The sequence below is a fragment of the Haloprofundus halobius genome, from assembly GCF_020097835.1.
GTDB classification, from domain to species: Archaea; Halobacteriota; Halobacteria; order Halobacteriales; family Haloferacaceae; genus Haloprofundus; species Haloprofundus halobius.
The window spans coordinates 1,535,328-1,556,818 of the sequence record NZ_CP083666.1 but is presented as its reverse complement, the minus strand read 5'-3'; the positions used below and the strand labels follow the sequence as shown (position 1 = coordinate 1,556,818).

The 21,491-nt window shown below is 67.2% G+C and carries 28 protein-coding genes; 11 read left to right on the top strand and 17 right to left on the bottom strand.

The window, feature by feature from the left end; all coding sequences use genetic code 11:
• Positions 1-55 precede the first annotated feature (55 nt).
• The 3 genes from LAQ74_RS08185 to LAQ74_RS08175 all read right to left on the bottom strand — a co-directional run bounded on the left by LAQ74_RS08185 (position 56) and on the right by LAQ74_RS08175 (position 1,306).
• On the bottom strand, positions 56-304 hold the full coding sequence (locus LAQ74_RS08185) for a hypothetical protein (RefSeq protein ID WP_224336991.1): 249 nt from the start codon (positions 302-304) through the stop codon (positions 56-58).
• Between the two features lie 69 nt (positions 305-373).
• Positions 374-691, bottom strand: a complete 318-nt coding sequence (gvpO, locus tag LAQ74_RS08180; RefSeq protein ID WP_224336988.1) for a gas vesicle protein GvpO — start codon at positions 689-691, stop codon at positions 374-376.
• 99 nt (positions 692-790) lie between these two features.
• Positions 791-1,306, bottom strand: a complete 516-nt coding sequence (locus LAQ74_RS08175) for a DUF7523 family protein (protein ID WP_224336985.1) — start codon at positions 1,304-1,306, stop codon at positions 791-793.
• Positions 1,307-1,445: 139 nt separating this feature from the next.
• On the opposite strand from LAQ74_RS08175, the gene LAQ74_RS08170 reads away from it, so the two are divergent.
• The 3 genes from LAQ74_RS08170 to LAQ74_RS08160 all read left to right on the top strand — a co-directional run bounded on the left by LAQ74_RS08170 (position 1,446) and on the right by LAQ74_RS08160 (position 3,872).
• Positions 1,446-1,685, top strand: coding sequence for a hypothetical protein (locus LAQ74_RS08170; RefSeq protein ID WP_224336983.1), 240 nt, complete (start codon positions 1,446-1,448; stop codon positions 1,683-1,685).
• A gap of 151 nt (positions 1,686-1,836) precedes the next feature.
• A complete protein-coding gene (locus LAQ74_RS08165; protein WP_224336981.1) occupies positions 1,837-2,712 on the top strand; it encodes a CbiX/SirB N-terminal domain-containing protein in 876 nt (291 codons plus the stop codon).
• Positions 2,712-3,872, top strand: a complete 1,161-nt coding sequence (locus LAQ74_RS08160) for a DR2241 family protein (protein ID WP_224336978.1) — start codon at positions 2,712-2,714, stop codon at positions 3,870-3,872. The genes LAQ74_RS08165 and LAQ74_RS08160 overlap by 1 nt, the downstream gene beginning before the upstream one ends.
• 118 nt (positions 3,873-3,990) lie before the next feature.
• Here LAQ74_RS08160 and LAQ74_RS08155 read toward each other — a convergent pair whose 3' ends face one another.
• From LAQ74_RS08155 to LAQ74_RS08140, 4 genes are all read right to left on the bottom strand, one after another.
• On the bottom strand, positions 3,991-4,575 hold the full coding sequence (locus tag LAQ74_RS08155) for a DUF7524 family protein (protein ID WP_224336974.1): 585 nt from the start codon (positions 4,573-4,575) through the stop codon (positions 3,991-3,993).
• 103 nt (positions 4,576-4,678) lie between these two features.
• A complete protein-coding gene (locus tag LAQ74_RS08150; protein ID WP_058581454.1) occupies positions 4,679-4,864 on the bottom strand; it encodes a methytransferase partner Trm112 in 186 nt (61 codons plus the stop codon).
• Between the two features lie 61 nt (positions 4,865-4,925).
• Positions 4,926-5,774, bottom strand: a complete 849-nt coding sequence (locus LAQ74_RS08145) for a phosphatase PAP2 family protein (protein ID WP_224336971.1) — start codon at positions 5,772-5,774, stop codon at positions 4,926-4,928.
• 157 nt (positions 5,775-5,931) lie between these two features.
• Positions 5,932-7,266, bottom strand: a complete 1,335-nt coding sequence (locus LAQ74_RS08140; RefSeq protein ID WP_224336968.1) for an adenylosuccinate synthase — start codon at positions 7,264-7,266, stop codon at positions 5,932-5,934.
• Positions 7,267-7,503: 237 nt separating this feature from the next.
• Here LAQ74_RS08140 and LAQ74_RS08135 point away from each other — a divergent pair, with 237 nt between their 5' ends.
• The gene (locus tag LAQ74_RS08135; protein WP_117591543.1) at positions 7,504-7,809 is read left to right on the top strand and encodes a hypothetical protein; all 306 of its coding nucleotides are present in this window, start codon (positions 7,504-7,506) and stop codon (positions 7,807-7,809) included.
• Positions 7,810-7,819: 10 nt separating this feature from the next.
• Here the strand turns inward: LAQ74_RS08135 and LAQ74_RS08130 are convergent, their stop codons facing one another.
• A complete protein-coding gene (locus tag LAQ74_RS08130) occupies positions 7,820-10,102 on the bottom strand; it encodes a DUF7527 domain-containing protein (protein ID WP_224336965.1) in 2,283 nt (760 codons plus the stop codon).
• Positions 10,103-10,238: 136 nt separating this feature from the next.
• Here LAQ74_RS08130 and LAQ74_RS08125 point away from each other — a divergent pair, with 136 nt between their 5' ends.
• Positions 10,239-11,177, top strand: coding sequence for a methyltransferase (locus LAQ74_RS08125; protein ID WP_224336962.1), 939 nt, complete (start codon positions 10,239-10,241; stop codon positions 11,175-11,177).
• Positions 11,178-11,200: 23 nt separating this feature from the next.
• On the opposite strand, the gene LAQ74_RS08120 is transcribed toward LAQ74_RS08125, so the two are convergent.
• The 4 genes from LAQ74_RS08120 to LAQ74_RS08105 form a co-directional block, all read right to left on the bottom strand.
• On the bottom strand, positions 11,201-12,022 hold the full coding sequence (locus LAQ74_RS08120) for a CDP-alcohol phosphatidyltransferase family protein (RefSeq protein ID WP_224336960.1): 822 nt from the start codon (positions 12,020-12,022) through the stop codon (positions 11,201-11,203).
• A gap of 76 nt (positions 12,023-12,098) precedes the next feature.
• Positions 12,099-12,449 (bottom strand): hypothetical protein, encoded by a 351-nt coding sequence (locus LAQ74_RS08115; RefSeq protein WP_224336958.1) that lies wholly within the window; start codon positions 12,447-12,449, stop codon positions 12,099-12,101.
• Positions 12,446-12,877 (bottom strand): penicillin acylase family protein, encoded by a 432-nt coding sequence (locus LAQ74_RS08110; RefSeq protein WP_224336955.1) that lies wholly within the window; start codon positions 12,875-12,877, stop codon positions 12,446-12,448. The genes LAQ74_RS08115 and LAQ74_RS08110 overlap by 4 nt, the downstream gene beginning before the upstream one ends.
• 64 nt (positions 12,878-12,941) lie before the next feature.
• A complete protein-coding gene (locus tag LAQ74_RS08105; protein WP_224336952.1) occupies positions 12,942-13,400 on the bottom strand; it encodes a DUF488 family protein, N3 subclade in 459 nt (152 codons plus the stop codon).
• A 131-nt stretch (positions 13,401-13,531) separates the two neighbouring features.
• On the opposite strand from LAQ74_RS08105, the gene LAQ74_RS08100 reads away from it, so the two are divergent.
• Positions 13,532-14,107, top strand: coding sequence for a DUF998 domain-containing protein (locus LAQ74_RS08100; protein WP_224336949.1), 576 nt, complete (start codon positions 13,532-13,534; stop codon positions 14,105-14,107).
• A 280-nt stretch (positions 14,108-14,387) separates the two neighbouring features.
• Here LAQ74_RS08100 and LAQ74_RS08095 read toward each other — a convergent pair whose 3' ends face one another.
• The gene (locus tag LAQ74_RS08095; protein WP_224336947.1) at positions 14,388-15,248 is read right to left on the bottom strand and encodes a cytochrome c oxidase subunit 3; all 861 of its coding nucleotides are present in this window, start codon (positions 15,246-15,248) and stop codon (positions 14,388-14,390) included.
• Positions 15,249-15,384: 136 nt separating this feature from the next.
• On the opposite strand from LAQ74_RS08095, the gene LAQ74_RS08090 reads away from it, so the two are divergent.
• Both LAQ74_RS08090 and LAQ74_RS08085 read left to right on the top strand, forming a co-directional pair.
• Positions 15,385-16,914 (top strand): hypothetical protein, encoded by a 1,530-nt coding sequence (locus tag LAQ74_RS08090; protein WP_224336945.1) that lies wholly within the window; start codon positions 15,385-15,387, stop codon positions 16,912-16,914.
• The gene (locus tag LAQ74_RS08085) at positions 16,911-17,306 is read left to right on the top strand and encodes a hypothetical protein (protein ID WP_224336942.1); all 396 of its coding nucleotides are present in this window, start codon (positions 16,911-16,913) and stop codon (positions 17,304-17,306) included. The genes LAQ74_RS08090 and LAQ74_RS08085 overlap by 4 nt, the downstream gene beginning before the upstream one ends.
• 286 nt (positions 17,307-17,592) lie before the next feature.
• Here the strand turns inward: LAQ74_RS08085 and LAQ74_RS08080 are convergent, their stop codons facing one another.
• Complete coding sequence (locus LAQ74_RS08080) at positions 17,593-18,156, bottom strand: NUDIX domain-containing protein (RefSeq protein ID WP_224336939.1); 564 nt, start codon at positions 18,154-18,156, stop codon at positions 17,593-17,595.
• 224 nt (positions 18,157-18,380) lie between these two features.
• Between LAQ74_RS08080 and LAQ74_RS08075 the strand changes: the two genes are divergently transcribed.
• Complete coding sequence (locus LAQ74_RS08075) at positions 18,381-18,578, top strand: DUF1918 domain-containing protein (protein ID WP_224336935.1); 198 nt, start codon at positions 18,381-18,383, stop codon at positions 18,576-18,578.
• Between the two features lie 33 nt (positions 18,579-18,611).
• Positions 18,612-19,049 (top strand): RNA-binding protein, encoded by a 438-nt coding sequence (locus LAQ74_RS08070; RefSeq protein ID WP_224336933.1) that lies wholly within the window; start codon positions 18,612-18,614, stop codon positions 19,047-19,049.
• Positions 19,050-19,204: 155 nt separating this feature from the next.
• Here the strand turns inward: LAQ74_RS08070 and LAQ74_RS08065 are convergent, their stop codons facing one another.
• Positions 19,205-19,630 (bottom strand): EamA family transporter, encoded by a 426-nt coding sequence (locus LAQ74_RS08065; RefSeq protein ID WP_224336930.1) that lies wholly within the window; start codon positions 19,628-19,630, stop codon positions 19,205-19,207.
• An 83-nt stretch (positions 19,631-19,713) separates the two neighbouring features.
• On the opposite strand from LAQ74_RS08065, the gene LAQ74_RS08060 reads away from it, so the two are divergent.
• Positions 19,714-19,908, top strand: a complete 195-nt coding sequence (locus LAQ74_RS08060; RefSeq protein ID WP_224336928.1) for a DUF7501 family protein — start codon at positions 19,714-19,716, stop codon at positions 19,906-19,908.
• A 77-nt stretch (positions 19,909-19,985) separates the two neighbouring features.
• On the opposite strand, the gene LAQ74_RS08055 is transcribed toward LAQ74_RS08060, so the two are convergent.
• Positions 19,986-20,822 carry a phosphosulfolactate synthase gene (locus LAQ74_RS08055; protein ID WP_224336926.1) on the bottom strand — a complete coding sequence of 279 codons (837 nt, stop codon included), beginning with the start codon at positions 20,820-20,822 and terminating at the stop codon, positions 19,986-19,988.
• 90 nt (positions 20,823-20,912) lie between these two features.
• Positions 20,913-21,416, bottom strand: a complete 504-nt coding sequence (locus LAQ74_RS08050) for a hypothetical protein (RefSeq protein WP_224336924.1) — start codon at positions 21,414-21,416, stop codon at positions 20,913-20,915.
• Between the last annotated feature and the right edge of the window lie 75 nt (positions 21,417-21,491).

Sequence of the window (21,491 nt, the reverse complement as noted above, 5' to 3'; positions counted from 1 at the left end):
CCCGCTGCGTCGGGGAGCGAGCAGGTCGATTCGGCCGTCTCCATCCGCGGTGGCATCAGTCGAGTCGGCGCTGGCGTTCTGCCCAGAACATGAGCTCGTCTCGCATCTCTTCGGGAACGTCTCCAAAGAGACAGCCGAGACGGTTGCCGAGGTTCTGCCAACTCAATCTGTTGAACGTCCCTTCGCTGTAGGGACCGTCGTCTAGAGCATCCTGCCAGCCTTGGTGAAACGTACGCTCTCGACTGCTGTCCAACGGCTTTCGGATGTCCTCGTCGTACGTCAGAACTGTCTCATTCGACGTCATGACTGCACAATCATGCTGCGTGTCAATAAATGTCGCCCGAATTGATCGATTTGATACTGACTCTCTGTACTAGTGAACGAACGAAATCCGGTCCCCACGACGGTACCGCTGGAGTCGTTCGAACGCCACCGCGTTCCCTCGGTCGTCGAACTCGATTCTGTACACGCCCAAGATATCCTGTGTATCCGGAATCGACCGTCGCTCTACCACGTCGACGAGTGTGCGCCATCGTCCCGCTTCGTCGTTGTACTCGACCGTGTGAACGCTGTCGAGTGGACGCTCGGTGAGCGCTTCTGTGCGACTGGCCGCTCGCTGTCGAATGCCGTCGAGGTCGTACTGTCCTCGCTGTTCTGTCGTGCTGTCGGTGCTTTCACTTGTCGTGCTCATGGTCCCCTCCGCGCCCCCGGAAAGAGTCAGACCATGTTTCAATAACTATTGTGTCGTTTACCGGTTCTGACACGTCCCCGTCGCGGCGCGGACTGTCGTCTACCGGATGTCCGCAACCGAAACCGCCTCCAGCGCCGCCTCGACGACTCGAAGCGCGTTCACGCCATCCCGTCTCCCGACAACCACGACGAGCGAATCCCCCGCCGTCGCCGCCGCGTCGACTGGAATCTCGCTCGCCTGCAACCGACCGAGAACCGTCGCCAGCGCGTCGACGTCCGCCTCGCCGGTCGCCACAATCGCCGTCTGCGACCCGCCGTCGGCGACGACCGCGCTGCCGCCGAGCGTCAACAGCGCGTCCTCGTCCGTCGTCTCCGCGTCCGCCGCGTCGGCGACGCCGACACCACTCTTCATCGTCACGCGAGTATCTCTCGTTTCGATTTCCAGCGGCGGCAACTCCTCCGCGTAGCGACGGAGCGCGGTGGCGATGGCGTCGGTGTCGCCGTCGATATCGAGATGCGTCGCGGCGGCGCTGTAGTTGACGACGCTCGCCCGGAGTGCGGTCAACAGAAACGGTCGCTCGCGGGCGGCCTCGCGGGCGTCTGCGGCTAGTGACATGGCCGCGACTCTCACGGAGCGGAGAAAAATCCGAAGGGTCCCTGTCGCACCGCCGACTGAAGCGAATTTCAGTAACATCGCGTACAGAAATATCATTCAGATTACTCTTATGCCGGTGGGGGCCCACCCTCTACCTGTGATGAGACCACACCCGGAACCGCTCCCGACGACCACAGAATCGGTGGTGCAGACGTTCGTCTTCCTCCTCGTGGCGTTCGCCGCGATGGTCGTCGCCTCGTATCCGATGGCGACGCTCCTCGTGTTGGCGGGCGTCGGCGTACTGACGCTTGCGACGGTGGCAGTACTCACCGCGCGTCGCTCGTTGGGTCGACGGAGTCACATCTGCATCCCCCGAACCGGCGTCTGCATCGACGCCTGAATCGGAGTCGAATCGCACTCGAACCACACCGAATCCCCGCTGACGCCTCCCCTCCCAACCGCTGCAGAATTGCACGAAAACCGCCCGAGACGAACCGGGTCGGACTGCCGGACCCGAAGTCCCTAAGAGCGTCGCGCCCTCAGCGTCAGACATGCAAGCGCTGGTCATCGTGGCCCACGGGTCCCACCTCAACCCGGATTCGAGCGCCCCGACCTACGACCACGCGGACACCATCCGCGACGTCGGCGCGTTCGACGAGGTGAAGACCGGTTTCTGGAAGGAAGAACCCTCGCTCAGAGAGGTGCTCAGGACGGTGGAATCCGACGAGGTGTTCGTCGTCCCGATGTTCATCAGCGAGGGCTACTTCACCGAGCAGGTCATTCCTCGTGAGCTTCGCCTCGACGGGTGGGACGTCTCACAGTGGGAGTCCGACGGCTTGAGCGCCAGTCACGCGACGCTCACCGCGAGCGACACGAACCAGCGCGTCCACTACTGCGGTCCCGTCGGCACTCACGAGTCCATGACCGACGTGCTCGTCCGCCGCGCGGAGTCGGTGACCGGCGACCCAAACGTCGGAAAAGGGTTCGGCCTCGCCGTCGTCGGTCACGGGACCGAGCGCAACGAGAACAGCGCGAAAGCCATCGAGTACCACGCCGAGCGCATCCGCGAGATGGACCGCTTCGACGAGGTACAGGCGCTGTACATGGACGAAGAACCCGAAGTCGACGACGTGACCGACTGCTTCGAGAGCGACGACGTGGTCGTCGTCCCGCTGTTCATCGCCGACGGCTTCCACACCCAGGAGGACATCCCCGAGGACGTGGGACTGACCGACGACTATCGCGAGGGCTACCCTGTCCCCGCCGAGGTCGACGGCCACCGCATCTGGTACGCGGGCGCGGTCGGAACCGAGGCGCTGATGGCCGACGTGGTGCTCGAACGCGCCGCCGAGGCCGGTGCGGACGTCGACGACGCCGTCGAAATCGTCCGGAAGCGAACGCGCGGGACGCCCGCGGCGGGTGACTGATGCGCGCCGGGCAACTCGACGCGCTCGTCGAGGCCGTCGAGGACGGCAACGGCGGCGACGGTGACGACGACGAGCGGGGGGCCGGCGGCGTCGACTTCGATGGGTTACGCGCGAACCGCGACGGTGACGGCTTTCGGTTCCGTACCCCACACACCGAGCGAACCGGTCTCTCGGAGGCCGAGTTCCGCGAGGTGGCCGAGTCGAACCCGTGGTTCGTCTCGAACTGGTACTACTGGACGCGCGAAGTCGGTCTCGGCGAGCGCGGTGAGCAGGAGGCAGCGACGAGACACCACGACGGCGCCAGCGCGCGCCACACGTTCCTCCGCTGGGCCGAGAACGCCGACGACTACGGCGTCCCCGAACGGTACGAGGCGCTCGCCGAGGGCGTCAGCCGCGAGTGGGGCCAACTCTGCGTCACCGCGACCGTCGCCGACCACGGCGAGCGTCGCTACCATCTCCGACACGTCGCCGACGCCGACGCGGACCTCTCGTCGCTGGACGTGTACACCGACCCGCTGGAAGCCCGCAGCATCGTCACCTACGACGAGCGAGGGCGCTACCGCCCGCTGAAGACCGCACCGACGCTCCGCGACGGGTGGGCGTTCACCGACCTCGACGGCCGATCGCTCGTCGACACCGTCGACGTCGTCTACCCGGCGACGATTCCGAACTGGTACCGCGAGCGGGAGGGTCGCCTCGACGTGAGCCACTGGGACGAGACGGCCGAGCGACAGACGGGAATCTACGACGTCGTCGACGAACTGGACGAGGAGGCCGTCGAGTGGATCGCGGAGTCCTGTTGCGTCGATTCGCAGTGTCTCAAGCGCCGAATGTGGGACAAAGACGAGGAGTCGGAACTCGACGCCGACCGCGGTGACGGCGTTTTCCCCTGCCGCGAACCGTGTTCGCTCGTCGTCGCCGCCGCGCGCAAGTGGACGACGCTCGAACGCGAGGAGTCACGGACGTACGAGTTCGAACTCACGCCGAGCGAGAAAGAGCAGGTCGAAGACATCATCGACGCCGTCGCCGAGGGGCGGACCGACGAGATCCGCGAGGCCGACGTGTACGAGGGCGCGAACCGGTATCGGGCGCGGTTCCTCCGCGCGAAGCGGTTCGACGACGAGGGGAACCTGTCGGGGACGCCGACCGACGGGGAGTGACTCTGCGGGTTTTGGTCCAGATTTTCGAGGGAGTGAGCGCAGCGAACGACCGAAGAAAAGGTGGGCACGTGAGCTGTCGGGGACGCCGACCGACACCGACGCCGAGTGAGAGACGGATTCAGCGGAGTTGACTCGCCGCGAAGCTGAGCGCCACCCCGAGGACGACGCCGACGGCGACGAAGACGACTGGATTGTTGAGAACGACCCCGACGCCGAGTGCGACAGTCAGCGCGACGACTCCCACGCCGACCAGCGGGACGACACCCACGTCGCCGACGCTGTCGCGGACGTCGTCGAGCGTTCCCGTTCCCGGTTTCGACGTCTGTTCTGCCGCCGGCGGCCGACTGAGACGTTCGTCGACGTCGACGCCGGAGTCCTCGGGGTCGGGTTCGACCGTCACGCCGACAGTCGTCTTCTCCGCGCCGTAGCCGGTCGATATCTCCAGCGTGCCGGTCACGCTTCGGTCGAGCGATTCGTCGACGGCGATGTGAATCGGGAGTTTCGCCCCGCGCTCGACGTAGTGGTTGCCGGCGTCGAGTCGGGCGACCCGCGAGAGGGAGTCGCCGAGTCGAAGGTGGACGTGGACGGACTCGCCGCGGTTGACGAGGTCGACGACGAACGACCCCGCTGTCGTGAACTCGCTGGGTGCGTCCACGGCGTGAAGTCGTTCGCCGTTGACTTCGACGGGGAGCGTCTGTGACATGTCTCCTCACACAGTACGCGTCGGCAAAAAGATACAGGACGTTACAGATGCTTCTCGGACGATTTTTACGCCGGCACCCGCGGAAACCCTCATCGTGGGTCGCTCAGTCGTCGCGCATATCCGGCGGCAGCAGGTTCGGAATGCCGTCCTCGATGGGGTACACCTCGCCCGTCTCCGTTCCGATGAGCCGGCCTTCGAGTATCTCGTCGTCGTCTCGCTCGTCGACTTCCAGTTCGAGGTCGCTCTTGTCGAGCGGGTCGCAGAGGATGTCCATGAGGGATTCCTTCATCGTCCGAGAGGTAGATGCGCTGGATAAAAAGCGTGCGGGTTCGCCGGTTCTCCGTTCTCACTCACCCGGATTCGGCGACGTCGTCGCCGACGCGCGTACCGAGTTCCGTCACGAGGACCGGGAACGCGACGACGAACCCGACCAGTAGCACGCTGAGCGCGAACACCAGCGGAAAGAGTGCCCCGGCGGCTTCGGTGGCGACGCGGATGCCGACTACTGCAGGAAGGCCGACCAGCGCGAGCGTCGCCGCCTCCAGTCGGGATACCGGGCGCGCGGTCGGTTCGAGGGCGTACCACGTTAGCGCGCCGCCGACGCTCGCGCCGAAGACGGTCACGGCGTTGACCGTCGGTCCGGCGAGCGCGTAGCCGACCGCGCCGAGACCGGCCGCGAGGGCGAACGCCCGTAAGGGCTCTCGCCGGGTGATGCGGAGCGCGCCCCAGAGAAACGCCGCCCCCAACGCCGCGCCCGCGAGCACGTCGCCGACGTAGTGGACGCCGATGACGACCCGCGAGAGCGAGACGACGAGGACGAGCACGGTGGCGGCCGCGTAGCGAACCCCACGGTGGCCGACGTCGACGAGCGTCGCGAGACCACCGTACAGCACCGTCGCAATGACGGCGTGTCCGCTCGGGAAGCCGTACCCCGTCTCCGCGACGAGTGCCGTCTCAGCCGGCGGCCGCGGGAGCGCGAACCCGGCCTTCAGTCCGACGGCAAGGGCGGCTCCGCCGAGGACGAGCGCCGTGAGTGTCGCCGCCCGCTCGCGGTCGGTGAGCCAGTAGAACAGACAGAGAAACGCGAGCGAGAAGGCGACGCCGCCGAGCTCCGTCGCCGGGACGAACCAGCCGCCGAGCTCCGGCGGAATCGCCTCCCGAACCGCTTCGGAGAACGCGACGAGGCGGAACGCGTTCATCGGGACCTCCCGAGCGACGCTGACCGGTCGCTCGCCGTCGGTGAGACGAACATAGCGGCCGGACTCGGGGGAACGGCAAGAGCGTGTCGGTTCGGCGAACTATCGAGTGGCTCTGTGAAAACCGTGGCAGCGACGTCCAGTCGGCGCTATCGGCCGTCTACTGCGACTCGAACGGGTTCGCCAGTTCGACGGACTGCTCGCGGTCCGGGCCGACACCGACGGCGTAGACGGGCGCGTCGACCTGCTCGCTCAGATAGTCGAGATAGTCGCGGGCGGCCTCGGGAATGGCCTCGTAGCCCTCCTCTGCCACTTCGCTCCAGTCGACTTCCGGCCACGGCTCGAACTCCTTCAGCACGGGCTCGCAGCGCGCCCATTCCTCGGTGGTCGACGGAATCGTCCGGATCTCCTCGCCGTCGAGTTCGTAGGCGTGGCCGACTTTCAGCTCGTCGAGTCCGGCGAGCACGTCGACGTGGTTGACGGCGACGCCGGTGAAGCCGCTCGTACGCGAGGCGTGGCGGAGCATCGGCACGTCGAGCCAGCCGATGCGCCGCGGTCGACCCGTGACGGTGCCGAATTCGCCGCCCTTCTCGCGGATGAAGTCGGCGAGTTCCTCCTCGCGCTCGTCGCCGTCGAGTTCGGTCGGCAGCGGCCCCTCGCCGACCCGCGAGAGGTAGGCTTTGACGATGCCGACGACTTCGCCGCGGCCGACGACGGTCGGTCCGACGCCCGACCCGACGGCCGCGGCGCCCGCCGTCGGGTTCGAGGAGGTGACGTACGGGTAGTTGCCGTGGTCGACGTCGATGAGCGTGCCCTGCGCGCCCTCGAACATCACCTCGTCGCCGTCGGCGCGGCGCCGGTATAGGAAGTCGCCGCAGTCGACGGGCATCCCCTCCTCGGCGAGTCGCCGGCCGTACTCGACGTACTGCTCGTGGAGGGCGTCGATGTCCAGTTCCTCGCCGGCTTCGAGGCCGTAGACGTCCTCGACGAGTGCGCGTTTCTGCGGGACGGCGTACTCCAGTCTGTCGCGCAGGATGTCGGGGTCGAGCAGGTCGCCGACGCGGATGCCGCGACGGCCCGCCTTGTCCTCGTACGTCGGGCCGATACCGCGGCCGGTCGTCCCGACCTTCACGCCCGAATCGGCCTTCGCCTCCTCCTCGATACCGTCCAGGCGGCGGTGGTACGGGAAGATGACGTGCGCGCGCTTGGCGACGCGGACGTCGGGGTCGAGGCCGCGCTCGCGCAGCGCGTCCATCTCGTCGAACAGCGTCTCGGGATTGACGACGCAGCCGTTGCCGAGCACGCCGATTTTGCCCCGCACCGCGCCGCTGGGAACCAACGAGAGCTTGTACTCGGTGCCGTCCTCCACGACGGTGTGGCCGGCGTTGTCGCCGCCCTGATAGCGGACGACCACGTCGGCGTCGCCGCCCCAGAGGTCGACGAGCGCGCCCTTGCCTTCGTCGCCCAACTGCGAGCCGACGATCGTGACAGTCATAGTCGCCGATTCTGCGCGACTCGCTAAACCGGTTACGGTCCGTCGTCGGAAAATGAACACGGGTGCGCACAGCGGTTCGACAGCTCGGCTGTCGTTGAACACGAACGTGTATTCCCCGCGCCGCAGGACGAATCCAAACGGTTAACAATACACGTGGTGTACAATGACAACCACTACCGTTTCTCGTCGGCTTCGACAGCAACTTTTAAAGGGAACGAAGACAAGTTAACAAATGGCATGATAGACAGACTCGAAAAAGAGGTGGATATGCTCGAACGACACCTCCAAGTCCTGAAGATGGTCATCGAGAACGAACCTATCGGTATCGTGAAGATGTCGAACGAGACCGGGTACCCCCACCACAAGGTCCGCTACTCGCTGCGCGTCCTCGAAGAGGAGAACCTCATCGAGCCGTCGAGCCAGGGTGCGATCACGACCGAGCGCACGGCCGAGTTCGTCGACGAACTCGACGGCAAACTCGACGAGATCGTCGACAAACTCGACACGATGAAGATAGAAGACGCGGTCGAAGTCGAAGGATAACTGTTCTCCCTCAGAGCTCGGGAACGTTCAGATGGAAGTCGCCGTTACGGGTCTCGACGAGACAGAGGTGGAATCCCCGCTTTCTGGAGAGTCGCACCAGGCTCTTTCGCTTGCCGCGACTGAGCAACCCACCGCCCGTCGCGTCGGCGGCCGTCTCTAACGCTTCCGGTTCGAAGTAACTCGTCGTGACGAGGAACGCCGCGCCCAGCGTGTCGCTCGTCTCACCGACCTGTCCGGCGTTCTGGACGAGCGAGGACATCATCGTCTCCGACGCCGCCGCCCGCGAGTCGTTGAGGTCGGCGACCAGAAGCGGGTTGCCCATCCGGTCGCGCAACACGACGTCGAACGTCCGCTGCTCGCGGTGTTCCTCGCCGTTCTCGACGTACTGCACGGAGACGTCACCGCCGAGTTCGGTCCGGTCTACCTTCGGAATCGCGTCGAACAGTTCCTGCATCGCGGCGACGTTTCCCGTGTCACGGATCTCGTACAGCAGGTCGTCGACGACCCACTTCACGAAGCCGTACTCGACAGTCCCTTCGAGGAACGTCTCGTACGGCTCTCCCTCGACGTGGAGGTCGTCGGTCTCGAAGCGCGTGTGGTGTTCGAGTCGGAGGTTCTCGACTACCTCGTCGCGGTCGACTTCGCCCGCGTGGGCTTTCTCCAGCGTCCCGCCGCTTTTCGTGCCGTAGCGGACGAACAGGTTCGTCCCCTCCAGCGCCTCCTTGCGGCCCATCGTCTGCGCCGGCGACGACGTAGCGCCCCCGTCGTCGCTCCCGCTTTCGGCGGCAGCGAGTCGTTCTTCGAGCGATTCGACGTTCTTTTCCAACCGCTCGACCGTCTCCGCGAGGCGCTCGGCGCGTTCGCGCTGTTCGTCGCGCTCGGCTTCGACCTCGGAGAGTCGCTCGATCGCCTGCTGGCGCTCGGTCTCGGCTTTCTCCTTCGCAGCGACGGTGCGTTCGAGTCGCTGTTCGAGCGCCGACTCTCCGCGACTCGACTGCTGCTGCGCGGCGGCCTGTCTCCCCCGACCGGCCCGCCGTCCCGACTGCGTCCCGTCGTCGCCCGACCGGTCTGCCCGCGCGGTCTGTCTGCGGCGTTGCATCCGCCGCCGACGCTGTCGGCTCTCGTCGCCGGACGGGAGGCTCACGTCCGTCTGCTCGGGGTCCAACGCCGGTATCGACTTGGCGTTGCGCCACTCCGCCTCCTCGGAGAACACGTCGGGGTCCACGGCGCCGTTGGCCGCGCTCGCACTCTCGGCCGCGGCTTCGGTTCCGGAGTCGTCGGCCGAACCGAGGGGGTCCGCCGGTGTCTCGGCGGTCGTCCCTCCCGGCTCGGGTTCGTCGCCAACGGTGTCGGCCGAGACGTCGTCGTACCCGTCGCCCTCGGGACGCTCTGCGGGGACGTCGACGTCGGACGGCGGTTCGTCGCTCGCCTGCTCCGCTGCGGCGTGTGCGGCGGCCTCCGCTTCCGACGGCGTCGGGTCGGTCGGCGTCTCGGCGTCGACTTCCTCCGTCTCGGCGATGGGGTCCGAGAGCGGGTCCGTCGCCTCCGAAGCGGTCGGCTCGTCCGCCGTCGGCTCCGTTCCGCTCTCGGATGCGTCGGCCGCCTCGGCTGTGTCGGCCGACTCGCCCGGTTCCGATGCGGCCGACCCGGCGGCCTCTGCAGCACCGGCTGCACCGGCGCCCCCGGCGGTCCCTGCGGCACCGAACGTCACGTCCTCCTGTTCGGGTTCGGAGGCCGCCTCGACCGGCTCCTCGGGTTCCGGAATCTCGACGATCTCGATGTCGACGGCTTTCACCTCGAAGATGCCCACCTCGTCGTCGGCGCGCTCGAACGCCTCCTCGCCCGTCAGGAGGGTTCGGTTGTTGCCGACGAACGCGGCGCTCATCGACTTGCCGCCGTGGTAGACGACGTAGTAGTCGCCCGAGAGGACGTTCTCGGAGAGTTCGATGTAGCCCGTGAACTTCCCGGACTTCAGGGTGGCGTCAGCCTCGGAAATCGACGTCTCGTTCGTGTAGTAGCTCGCGCGCGTCTCGCCGCCCTGCTCTCGCATCGTGAACAGAAGCGGCAGCGAGGGGTCCGGTGCGGTGTAGGCGGTTCCCTCGGCGTTCTCGAAGGACTCGATGGTCCCCTCGAAGACGCCGACGACGCGACCGTTGACGAAGAACGCCCACGCCATCTCGGCGCTGACGGCCCCGGTGAACCCCGCGGCCGCGAGGTCGGAGAGACCGGCGTAGCCGTCGGCGAACGGTCGCTCCTCCCACCCGGTGACTGTCTCGATTACGTTGCTGTCCATTTGATGCTACTTCACCACACCCGAAGCAAATACTTTCCGGACGCGTGAGCGGCTGTCAGTCGTCCGTCAGCCACCCGTCTGTCACCTGTGAACGTGCCGTCAGTAGCTCTTTGGCCCCCGCCACCGACGTACGGTCGTGTCACGTCCCGACTCGTACTCGTTTCAGCGCTATCTCGCCGCCAAAGAGCGCGTCGACGACCGGGCGCTCCACCGCCCGACGCTCGACGCGGTGACCGCGGACCTCGCGGACCTCGCTCGGTCGGTGGACGCCGGCGAGGAACGCGACTCCTTCGGCGGGGTTCGAGTCCTCGATATCGGCGGCGGCCTCGGGTCGATGCTCCGCCGGCTGCTCGACTGGAATCGGCTCCCCGACCGCGTCTCCTACACGCTCGTCGACCGGGACGCGGCGAGTCTCGAACGCGGCCGCGAGCGGTGCGTCGAGTGGGCCCCGGACGCGGGGTACGCAGTCGACGAGAGCGCCGGTGACGAACCGGATGCCGACCTCGTTCTCTCGACGCCGACCGAGCGTATCGCCGTCTCGTTCGTCGCTGCTGACGCTTTCGACTACCTCGCCGAGACCGGCGAGACGTGGGACCTCGTCGTCGCCGCCGCGTTTCTGGACGTCGTCGACCTCGACTCGGCGCTCGCCGCTCTCTTCTCGGCGCTCGCCGCCGACGGCCGCTGGTACTTCCCGGTCACCTTCGACGGCGAGACGGGGTTCGCGCCGACGGCCGATCCCGAACGCGACGCGCGAATCGTCGACGCCTACCACGCGACGATGGACGCACCGGACCGACCCGGCGGGAGCCGCACGGGGAGAGAACTGCTCGCGGCGGTCCCCGAGTTCGGCGGGGAGGTGCTCGCGGCGGGCGGGTCCGACTGGGTGGTCACGCCGCCGTACGCGGGCGACGAGGCGTACTTCCTGCACCACCTGCTCTCGTTTTTCGAGGGCTCGGTGGGCGGCGCGGACGAAATCGACGGGTTCGGCGCGTGGGTCGACGAGCGACACGCGGCCGTCGAGCGGGGCGAACTCTCCTTCGTCGCCCACCACCTCGACGTGTACGGCCGCTGCTGACAGACGTCCTCGGACCGAACCGCTCAATCGACGGCGTGTTCGGCTGGCTTCGGCGCGTCGTCGCCGACGCGGCCGGAGACGTAGAGCCAATCGCGGGCGAACCCGAGCAGAAGCGCCCCGCCGAACACCGTCGCGCCGGTAGTTCTCACTGCCGGACCGACGAGCGGCGACAGCGCGACGGCGAGAAACGCCATCTGGAGTCCGGCGAGCAGACGGCGACTGACGCGCGGCGGAAGGTCGTGGACGGGCGCGCCGCGGCGGCGGCGCAGGTAGCGGCCGAGTCCGAACGCGTAGCGCGCGAGACCGACCGAGAGGTACCAGACGGGAAGGAGGCCGGCGACGACGCCCACGGAGCAGGCGACGAGCACGCCGAGCGCGTCGTATTCGAGGTCCAGCGACGCGCCGAGTTCGGTCACGCGGTCGGTCCGACGCGCGAGCGCACCGTCGACGGCGTCGAGCACCGCGGCGGTGCCGTAGAGGACGGCGGGAATCCACAGTAACGCCGTCGAGGTGGGCCAGTCGACGACGACGAACGCGGCGACCCACGCGAGCAGGACACCCCGCCCGAGCGTGACGAGGGTGCCAGCCCCGAGTCGGGTGAACAGCGCCTCGCCCGTTCGTCGGTTCCGGCCGAGGTGACGAGCCGTCCACCCGAGTTCAAGCGCAAGCACCACCGCGGCGACGCAAAACCAGCGTCCGACCGTCGTGGTCGCCACGGCGCGGGTCGTCGAGAGCACGCCGCCGACGAACAGCGTCGACAGCGCGGCGACGCCCGCGAACCCGCCGAGACGACGGCGGAGACTGGCGAGCGCACTCTCGCGACGGACGCGATTGCTCTCGAACACACGCACATATAGGGTGCTTGAAGTATAATTCTATGGCCGCGCGTGACCCCTCCCCCCGACGCGAGATGGGCCGCGTTCAGACCAGCGCGCGAACCGCAACGGCGGCCGCGAGCGGCAGTCCGAACGCGGCAGCGACGGTCAACGCGCCGATTTGTCCCGTCTCCAGCGCCGTCGAGAGCGCCCCTTCGTACAGCAACCACGCCCCGAAGGCGAAGAGGACGACCAAGCCGAACGTGAGACCGTTGACGACGGCGCGCGAGAGCGAGGTGGCGACGAGGCCGACGAGAACGCCGCCGACGACGAGGCCCGCCCAGTGAACCACCGTCGCCGCGACGCCGACGACGGTGGCGAGAGTCAGCGCGAGTTCGGCGTACCGGCCGGTGCGGACCGGCGCGAGCGCCGAGTCCGTGCGCGTACCGGTGCTCACGACGACTCCTCCGCGACGAACACGAGGTCGGGGTCGCCCCCGGGCGAATCGAGCGTCATCCGTCTGTACTCACCGTCGGCCCACATATCAAGTTGGTCGTCGTACTGCGGCGACCACGGGTTGCCGGAGCTGTCGCCGGGGAGAATCACCGAGGAGTCGTTCTCGAACCCGACGACCATCCGGAGGCTGCTGCCGACTTGGCTGTCGGTTCGGCAGTTGAACACGGTGGACGGCGACCCGTCCATCGGTCGTTCGGGGTAGTCGAGGAACGCCTGCCCGAACGGGTGGTTCTGGTCGAGGCGGTTGTAGTCGCCGTACGTCCCGTAGCCGGTCGTGTCGATTCGCTCGGCGGTTCGGTTCATCGCCGAGGCGACGAGCGCGCCAGCGAGGACGGCGCTGAGCGCGACCCGCCACGGGTTCGAATGCATAGTGAACACGTGTACTGTTGGCGAATAAGTGTTGCTCGGATGATGAGAACGGCGCGTTCCGCCGTCACTCCGACCGGGACGAGCTTTGGAGGCGTTCGGCGAGTACGTCCCGCAGAATCGTCCGATGACAGCGTTTCTTCTCGGTGTTCTCGTAGCAGACGAGCGCCGCGTCGTCGCCTGCGCGGAGTTCGGCCGTCAGCGACTCTAGCGTCGACTCAGGCTCGGCGGTTTCGAGATACTCCCGATAGCGTCCCCCGAATCCGATGTTCTCCCACGCGGCGTTGTGCGCGCCCTCGTCGCAGAGCCCGGCCATCTTCAGGTCGTCTCGCTCCCGTGAGAACTCGTCTAAGAGCGTCTCCGGCGGCGCGAGCGACGGACGATTCTCGTCGACGGCGGCGTGGAACCACCGCGTCGGCCGGCGGACGACGCCGACCAGACGCACGTCCTCGGGAAGTTCGACCAACCCGTGTTGGAGCGCGGCGACGTACGTGTCGTACAGGTCTCCCGTCTCTTCGCTGCTCATAGGTATCGTCCCCGCTCGCGGATAAGAACTGTTTCGGCGACCGCGATACGCCGGTGTTTCGGCGAACACCCTCCACCTGCCGACCCATCAACTCCGCAACCACTATCGTTCGCTCTCCTCGATAGTCGACGATGCAACGCGTCGAACTCGCTCGCCGACTCGGTCGCGTCGCGCCCGCCGTCACACTCGGGGCGATTCTGACCGCTACCGTCGTCGCGCCGTGGTTCTCGTGGTCGCGCGACGCTCTTTCCGAACTTGGCGTCGACCCGGTGACGGCGCTGCTGTTCAACGGCGGCCTCGTCGTCGGTGCGCTGCTGGCGCTTCCGTACGCGGTTCCGCTGTGGCGCGCGGCGGTGTCGCGTGCATCCCGCGTCGTCGCCGTTCTCTTCGCGCTCACGGCCGTCGCGATGGGTCTCGTCGGCGTCTTCCCGATGGACACGTCGCCGCACTTCGCCGTCGCCGTCGCGTTCTACCTGCTCCTGACGGCGACGCTCGCCGCGGATGGCGTGGTCCGTCGTCGCGCGACGACCGGACGACGCTCGCTCACGCTCGTCGTCGTCCACCTGCTCTCGTGGGCAGCGTGGGCCGCCGGGTGGTTTCCGGGGCCCGGTCTCGCGCTTCCCGAACTGGTCGGGGCGGTGATTCTCGCCGCGTGGGTGCTGGCGCTGAGCCCTGTCGCGACGGCGTCGGTCGGTTCGCGTCGATGACGAGCGCGCGCCTCTGGCGGCGGCCCGGGGTACAACTGACGTCGGTTCTCGCCGTCTTCGCCGTCGCTGTTGCAGGTGTCGTGCTCGGTCTCGGTGGGTGCTCGCGGCGCTCGTCTCCGGGCTCGCGACGTACTTCGTCCTGTTGACGCTGGTACTCACGGAGACGACTCCGCCGCCGGAGACGCGGTTCGGGTGAGAGACGGTGTCGGGTCGTCGAAAAACGGTGCGGCCGCTCGGAGGCGAGAACGACCGAAAATGCGGGCTGTCTGGTCGTCCGTGATTACGCGCCGCCGCCGACGACGGCACCGGCGTACAGCACGACGACGAGGAAGATCCAGACGATGTCGACGAAGTGCCAGTACATCGAGGCGGTGCTGACCGAGACGTGACGGTCGGCGGAGTACTGTCCGGCGAGCGCACGGACGAGAACGATGCCCAGAAGCACCGCGCCGAGGCTGACGTGGAGACCGTGGAGACCCGTCAGGCCGAAGAACGCGCTGGCGAAGATGCCGCTCGTGAGCGTGAAGCCCTCGTGTGCGATGAACTCGTAGTATTCGAGCACCTGTCCGCCGATGAACACCACGCCGAGCACGAGCGTCACGACGAGGCCGAGGATGAACTGGCGGCGGTTCTCGCGGCGGATGGCGACGTGCGCCCAGTGGAGCGTGAAACTCGACGCGATGAGCAGCGCCGTGTTCGCCAGCACGAGCGAACTGAGTAGTGGCGGAAGCTCCTGCGGCGGCCACGTCCCCGCACGGATGAAGAAGTAGTACGTGAACACCGCGCCGAACGTCGCGAGTTCGGAACCGAGGAACGCGACCATCCCCCACTTCAGGGCGAGCGACCCGTTCGCGTGCGTGTCGCGCGACCAGAAGTGGCTCACGAAGGCGTGGTACACCCAGCCGTAGACGCCGACGAGGAACAGGCCGACGCTGCCGACGAAGACGGCGGGGCCGGCGATCGGCGGCAGCAGTTGGGGGTTCCCCGACGCGATGATGTACAGCGCCGCGCCGATGTACAACCCCGCGCCGCCGACGGCGGTGACGAACGGCCACCACGACGCCTCACCGAACCCGTGGGGCCAGTCCTCGACCGCCGGGAGGTGATGCCCGTGGTCCTCGTGTGATTCTTGCGTACTCATGTCCGTGCGTTGCCGTCGGTCCACTAAAAAACCTCCCTACTTGCGGCGCACGCGGGGACCGTCTGCGAGTGGTTCGACTCTCGATAGGTGGCGCGAAGTCGCAACATACTCGTGGCGAGTCGTCCTACTCTCGACGATGGCTCAACGTCCCCGGTCGTCCGGTCGTGGCGGTCGCTCGGACTCGGCGTCTCCCGGCGGGGGCGACGCCGTCGCTCTCGGCGGCCGCGACGCTTCCCCGGTTCGCGACGACCGACGACCCGCCGCCCGATTCGCCCGCGCGCTCGTCGTCGCGGCGGCCGTCCTCTCGACGTTCGTCGCCGTGACGGGCGTCGCCGCCGCCCACGCCGGTGCGGTTCGCAGCGCCGCGCCGGGCACGCTCGACATCCCGACGTGGCTGTTCCTGCTCACCGGCGGCGGGGCCGTCGGCGCGTCGTTTCTGCTCGCGAGTTTCGTCACCGACCGGCGGTTCATTCGCTCGATTCACGACTGGGGCGGCGCGCTTCCGTCGCCGGGCCGACTCGTCCGTCTCGTCGCCCGGGCGGCCTCCGTCGTTTTGCTCGCGGTGACCGTCTACGTGGGCTTCGTCGGTCCGAATACGCAGCTCCGGAACCTCGCGATTCTCGTCGTCTGGGTGGGGTGGTGGGGCGGCTACGTCGCCTCGGTCTACCTCGTCGGCGACACGTGGCCGACGCTGAACCCGTTCCGCGCGCTCGCCGAACTGCTCCCGTCGCTCGACCGCGAGTACCCCGCGCGCTACGGCACGTGGCCCGCCGTCGTCGGCCTCCTCGCGCTCATTTTCGTGGAGGTCGTCGCCCCCGTCGGCGACGAACCGCGGATACTCGCGGCGGTCATCGTCGCCTACACCATTGTGTCGCTCGCCGGGAGCGTCGTCTTCGGTCCCGACCGCTGGTTCGGGACGGTCGATCCCATCTCGCGGACGTTCGAGTTCTACGGCCGCGCCGCGCCGCTGGAGCGAACCGACGACGGCCTCCGGTTTCGACTCCCCGGGGCGGGTCTCTCCGAGGCGGGCCTCGTCGTCGGCCGCGACCAGGTGGCGTTCGTCGTCGCCGTCGTCTACGTCACCACCTACGACGGCTTCGTCGGCACGAACCTCTGGGCGTGGCTCGTCATCGAACTGGTCGCCGTCGGCGTCCCGCCGCTGCTCGGCTATCTCGGGGTCTACGTCCTCGGCTACCTGGCGTTTCTGCGCGTCTACTGGTGGTCGGCGCGCCTCGCCCGACGCTACGCCGAGACGTACTACGGCGTCGAGTATCTCGCCGAGCGGTTCGCGCCGTCGCTGCTGGCCATCGCGGCGGGCTACCACCTCGCGCACAACCTCGGCGTGTTGCTGTCGCTGTCGCCCACGCTACTCGACGTCGGCGGTTCGACGCTCGTCGACCTCGCGACGCTCTCGGCCATCTCGCCGCCGCAGAACCCGCTCACGCTGGCGTCGCTGCCGTCGTGGTTCGGCGGCCTCGAACTGTTCTTCGTCCTCCTCGGTCACCTCGTCGCCGTCTGGGTCGCCCACGCGGTGGCGTACGACCTCTTTCCGGACCGACTGCAGGCCATCCACAGCCAGTACGGTGTCACCGTCGTGATGGTGCTGTACACGATGGCCAGCCTCTGGATCGTCAGCGAACCGCCTGCGACACCCCCCTACATATGACCGACTCCGACCCGACCCAACGGACCGACCGCACCGACCGCATCGACGCGCCCGCCGGCGGCGAGCGGACGACCGAGAGCGCGCGTTCGCCCGTCGGGACCGGCCGTACCGGAGACGGTCGCGCCGTTCGACCGCGTCGCGTCGAGGGCGACAGCGAGGACGACGTCGCCTTCCGCTGTCGGTACTGCGGCGACCCCTTCGTCGAGGAGCGGCATCTCGCGCTTCACCGGGGACTGAACCACGCGAACGACCTCACCGAGACGGAACGGGAGGCGTACCGCGACGCCTACGCGGACGAGGAGGCCGACCTCAAACGGTTCCGCCTCGTCTCACTCGGCGCGCTCGTCGTCCTCTACTTCGGCTTCCTGTTCGTCTACGCGGTCGTTACCTGAACTTCAAGTAGGGTTACGGGGCCACTCGTCCGCGTGCGCTGAGAACTACCGTCGTCGGTCGAGGCGGGTGTGCGGCCCGCCGACGACGGTGCAGACGCCGCGCCGAAGCCGTGCGGAACCAGGGGCCGCCTGTTCGCTATCGCTCCGTCGAGCGTCCGCTGTCGACGCCCCCGCCGGTTTCGGCCGTCACGAACCGTCGACCGGTGAAACGCGAGACAGACGCCGACGCGTCGCGGACGGAACGACCGACGCTGACGGGAGACGTATCTATCCGGAGTCGCGGGCGCTAGAACGCCTGCCGGAACCACGCGACGATATCCTCCGCGTCGCGGGTGTCGTCCGGGAGCGCCTCGACGCGGAACCAGTCGGCCGCCGAGATCTCGTCGTCGGGGTCGGAGACGCGCGTCTGCGTCGTCTCGGCCTCGGCGGCGAACACCGGCAGGACGCCCCACGTCCGATGGTCGTCGAAGACGACGTGAACGCGGTTCAGCATCGCGAGGCCGTCGTACGACGCGTCGACGCCCGCCTCCTCGGCGAGTTCGCGCTCGGCCGCCTGGAGAAACGTCTCTCCGTCGTCGACGCCGCCGCCGGGGAGGACCCACCTGTCGACCGCGTCGTGGCGCACTAACAACACCCGTCCGTCGGTCCGGTAGACCACGGTCTGCGCGCCGAACGGTGCGCCCGTCGCGCGGATACGGGTCGCAAGCGTGCGGAACCGCGGCCGGGAGACGCGTCTCGTCCGCGGCCGCTCCAGAAACGAGTCGTATCGGTCGTCGAGCGTGTGGTACGCTCGCTCGGCGCGACGTCGCGCCTCGTCGGCCAGAAACCAGAGGTCGCTGAGCGTCGTCATCGGAGCGCGTGCCAGAGCGTGTCGCTCCCCGCACGGTGCCGGTGAATCATCGCGAGAAGATTGCGACTCCGGGAAAAATAAGGCTTCGACGTTCGCGAGTGCGTCGAATCGTCAGCGTCGAACTCCGACTCGGTGTCACCAGACGCCGGGTCGACGGCATCGAAACGCGTCCCGGCGGCACGTCGAACCACCGTCCTTTTACGCCATCGACGGGAACAGGTCGTATGAGCTTCGAGAAAGACGACCGCGTCGTGTTCCACGACAAGCACAGCGAGTTCGACGAGGAAGTCGGCACCGTCACGCAGGTGATGGAGACGATGTTCGGCGAGGCGACGTACACGGTGAGCTTCGAGGACGGACAGGAGACCGGCGTTCCGGCCGACGCCCTGGAGGCCGCGGACGACGACGAGACCGAGGAGTAGGGCTTTTTTCCCTTCGCTCCGCCTATCGTGACCATGGCGAGCGTTCCGTTTCACTACATCGACCTGCGGAGTTTCTGCTACGCGACCGAAGACGAGAAGCGGGTGGAGGAGGCGCTTCGGACGTTTCTCCCCGAGGAGTTCGAGTTGGAGCGTGTCGAGAACACGGGTTACCACGGCGACCGAATCGTCATCCTCTCGACGCGCGTCGAGAAGGCTGACGACCTTCGACACGTGCTCTCGCGACTGAGCGAACTCGACGAACTCGACCGCCTCCTCGCGGAACTCGATGACAGGGTCGACGACAACTGCTCCTTCTTCGTCCGCCTCGACAAGCAGGCGGCGTTCAAAGGCGACGTGCGACTCGGCGAGGGAATCACGCTCCGCGCGAAGGTCGAAGCGTATCCGGCCAAACGCGAGACCGCCGTCGAGAACGCTCGGGGAACGCTCGAATCGATCCGCGCGGAGCAGTAGCGCTCCGTGAGCGGGTTCGCTCGGCCGCATCTCCGTGGATAGCCTCCTGTATTTCTGTATACCTTTCCAGATATATTGGGAGGTATCCTTACTGACGTATGCACGGATGGGGAGGAGCGCAGTTCCGCACCGCCGACGGAGTGCGCCGAGCGGACTCACTCGACGGAGACGAGGTAGACGGCGACGACGGCGAGCAGGATTCCGGCGACCTTGCGCGCGGTGACCGACTCGTTCAGAAAGAGCATTCCGAGGACCGAACTCGTCACGAGGAACATACCGAAGACGGGGGTGACGACGCTCACGTCGCCGAGTGAGAGCGCTCGGTAGTACGAGAGAATGCCGATGGAGAGACAGAGACCGGCGATATAGACGTACGGCGACTTCGGGTGCGCGATGTAGCTCACCGCGTTCTCGTCGGTGAACGCGACGAGTCCGAGCGTGACGAGGACGAGAATCGTGTTCGACATCAGCGTCGCGACGTTGCTCGGCACCGCCGAGTTGCCGGTCGTCGCGAAGTTCATCAGCGGCGCGACCAGCGTGTAGGTGACGAGCGCCAAGAGTGCCCACGGCAGATAGTTCATGTAGAGTGGGGTCACTCGTCGGGGTATAACGTTTCGATGCGAACCGTCGGGGTATAACTACCCCCCGCGGTCATCTCGGATCTGTGCACGCGCCTCACATCTCGCATCTCACCCACGCGTGGGAGGACCCGTCCCGCTGCCCGTTCTGTCTCTCGGCGCTCGACGGCGGCGTCGAGACGTTTCCGACCCATCTCTCGCGGAGCCCGTACTGTTCGGTCGAGTTCGACGACTGGGAACAACAGGTCGGTGAACTCGTCGTCGACGGCTGGGTCGCCTGAACGGTTCCCTCGCCGAACTGTCGGTCACAGACCCGCCGGTTCGAGACTTGCCGGTCCGAGAACCGTCGGTCCGACGGCTACTCGTCGGCGTCCGGCCCGGCGTACGACGCGATACGTCCCCACGTCCCCTTCTTCCCCCAGAGTCCCGAGCGCATGCACTCCAACTCGACGATCTGGGAGTTGTCGACGAACAGGTTGACGTTCGGTCCGAAGTTCTTGACGTACCACTCGAAAACAGGGGGGTCGGCCGCCTCGAAGACGCAGTTCTCGATGCCGACGCCCTCGGCGATGGCGAACGCGACGTCGGTTCGCCAGTCGTGGACGCGTTCGGTAATTCCCTCGGATTCGACCATCACCTTGTACGCGCCCGCGTCGAGGTGGCGGTTCGCCTCGTCGACGGCCTGCTGGGGGTCGATTGCGCCCTCCTCCTCCAGTGCCTCGACGCTCGACGCACCGCCCGCGCCGAACTGGACGTTCACCTCGGGTTTTGCCTTCATGTCGTACTCTTGGACGCGCTCGGTCAGCGCGACCAGGTCGTCGGCGTCGATGGCGAGGAACCCCGACGAGATTTCGACGATGTCGAACCCGTACTCCTCGGCGGCGGCGAGGTAGTCGTCGACGTGCCCCTGGTCGCGTACGAGGACGCGCTCGATAAACCCGCCGGTGGACACCTCCACGTCGAACTCGTGGCAGGTGTCGATGAGCTCTCGAAGCGGTTCCTCGTCCATCAACGCGAACGACCCGCCGGAGAACTTGTAGATATCGACGTATCGGCCGACGGTTTCGAGGATGTCGCGCAGTTCGCGTTTCCCCATCGGGTCGTAGTACGGCCCGCGAATCTCGGTGATACCTCGCTCGCGCGGTTTCTCGGGGCGGTCGTTTCGGGTAAGGAAGTCGAATGCTCGGTCGCTCATGGTCCGTGGAGACGAACCAGAGACGGCGACTTAGCGGTTCAGTCGTGTTAGGAATCGGTTCAGTCGCGTGGAGAAAAGAGAGGCCGTCGCTCAGGCCGGGATCTCCGCTTCTTCCGTCGGCGTCGACTCAGTCGTTCCCCGAGCGTACGCGTAGACGCCGCCGAGGACGGCTCCGTAGAGCAGGTGCGTGACCACGCCCATCGGTATCAGCAGGGGAACGGGGAGCGGCCCTGCACCGACTGCGTTCGCCCAGATGGGCAGCGCGAACCACCCGGCGACGACGGTGAGAACCGCGCCGTAGGCGAGTCCGAGTCCGACCATCCCGAGGGTCGTTCGACCGTAGCGCGACAGCGACGTTCGCGTGACTATCGCCGCGAACGCCAGCGCGAAGACGACGCTGATGACGAGGTGGAGAACCCACCCGCCGACGACGGTCGGTTGTCCGATCAACGCCCCGATGAGGGGCATGGCGTTCATGACGAACTGCATGACGAGCCCCATCGCGATTCCGGCGACGAGGCCCGCCAGCACCGACGCGGTCCAGACCCGTGAGCCTGTCTCGGTCGGCATCCGAAAGGGGTATGCCTGTGACATGGTGTACCACTATCTTGGAAGTAGGTCGTGCGCGGAGATAGCCTCAGCGCGCGAGTGCGCCGCCGTCGCCAGAGT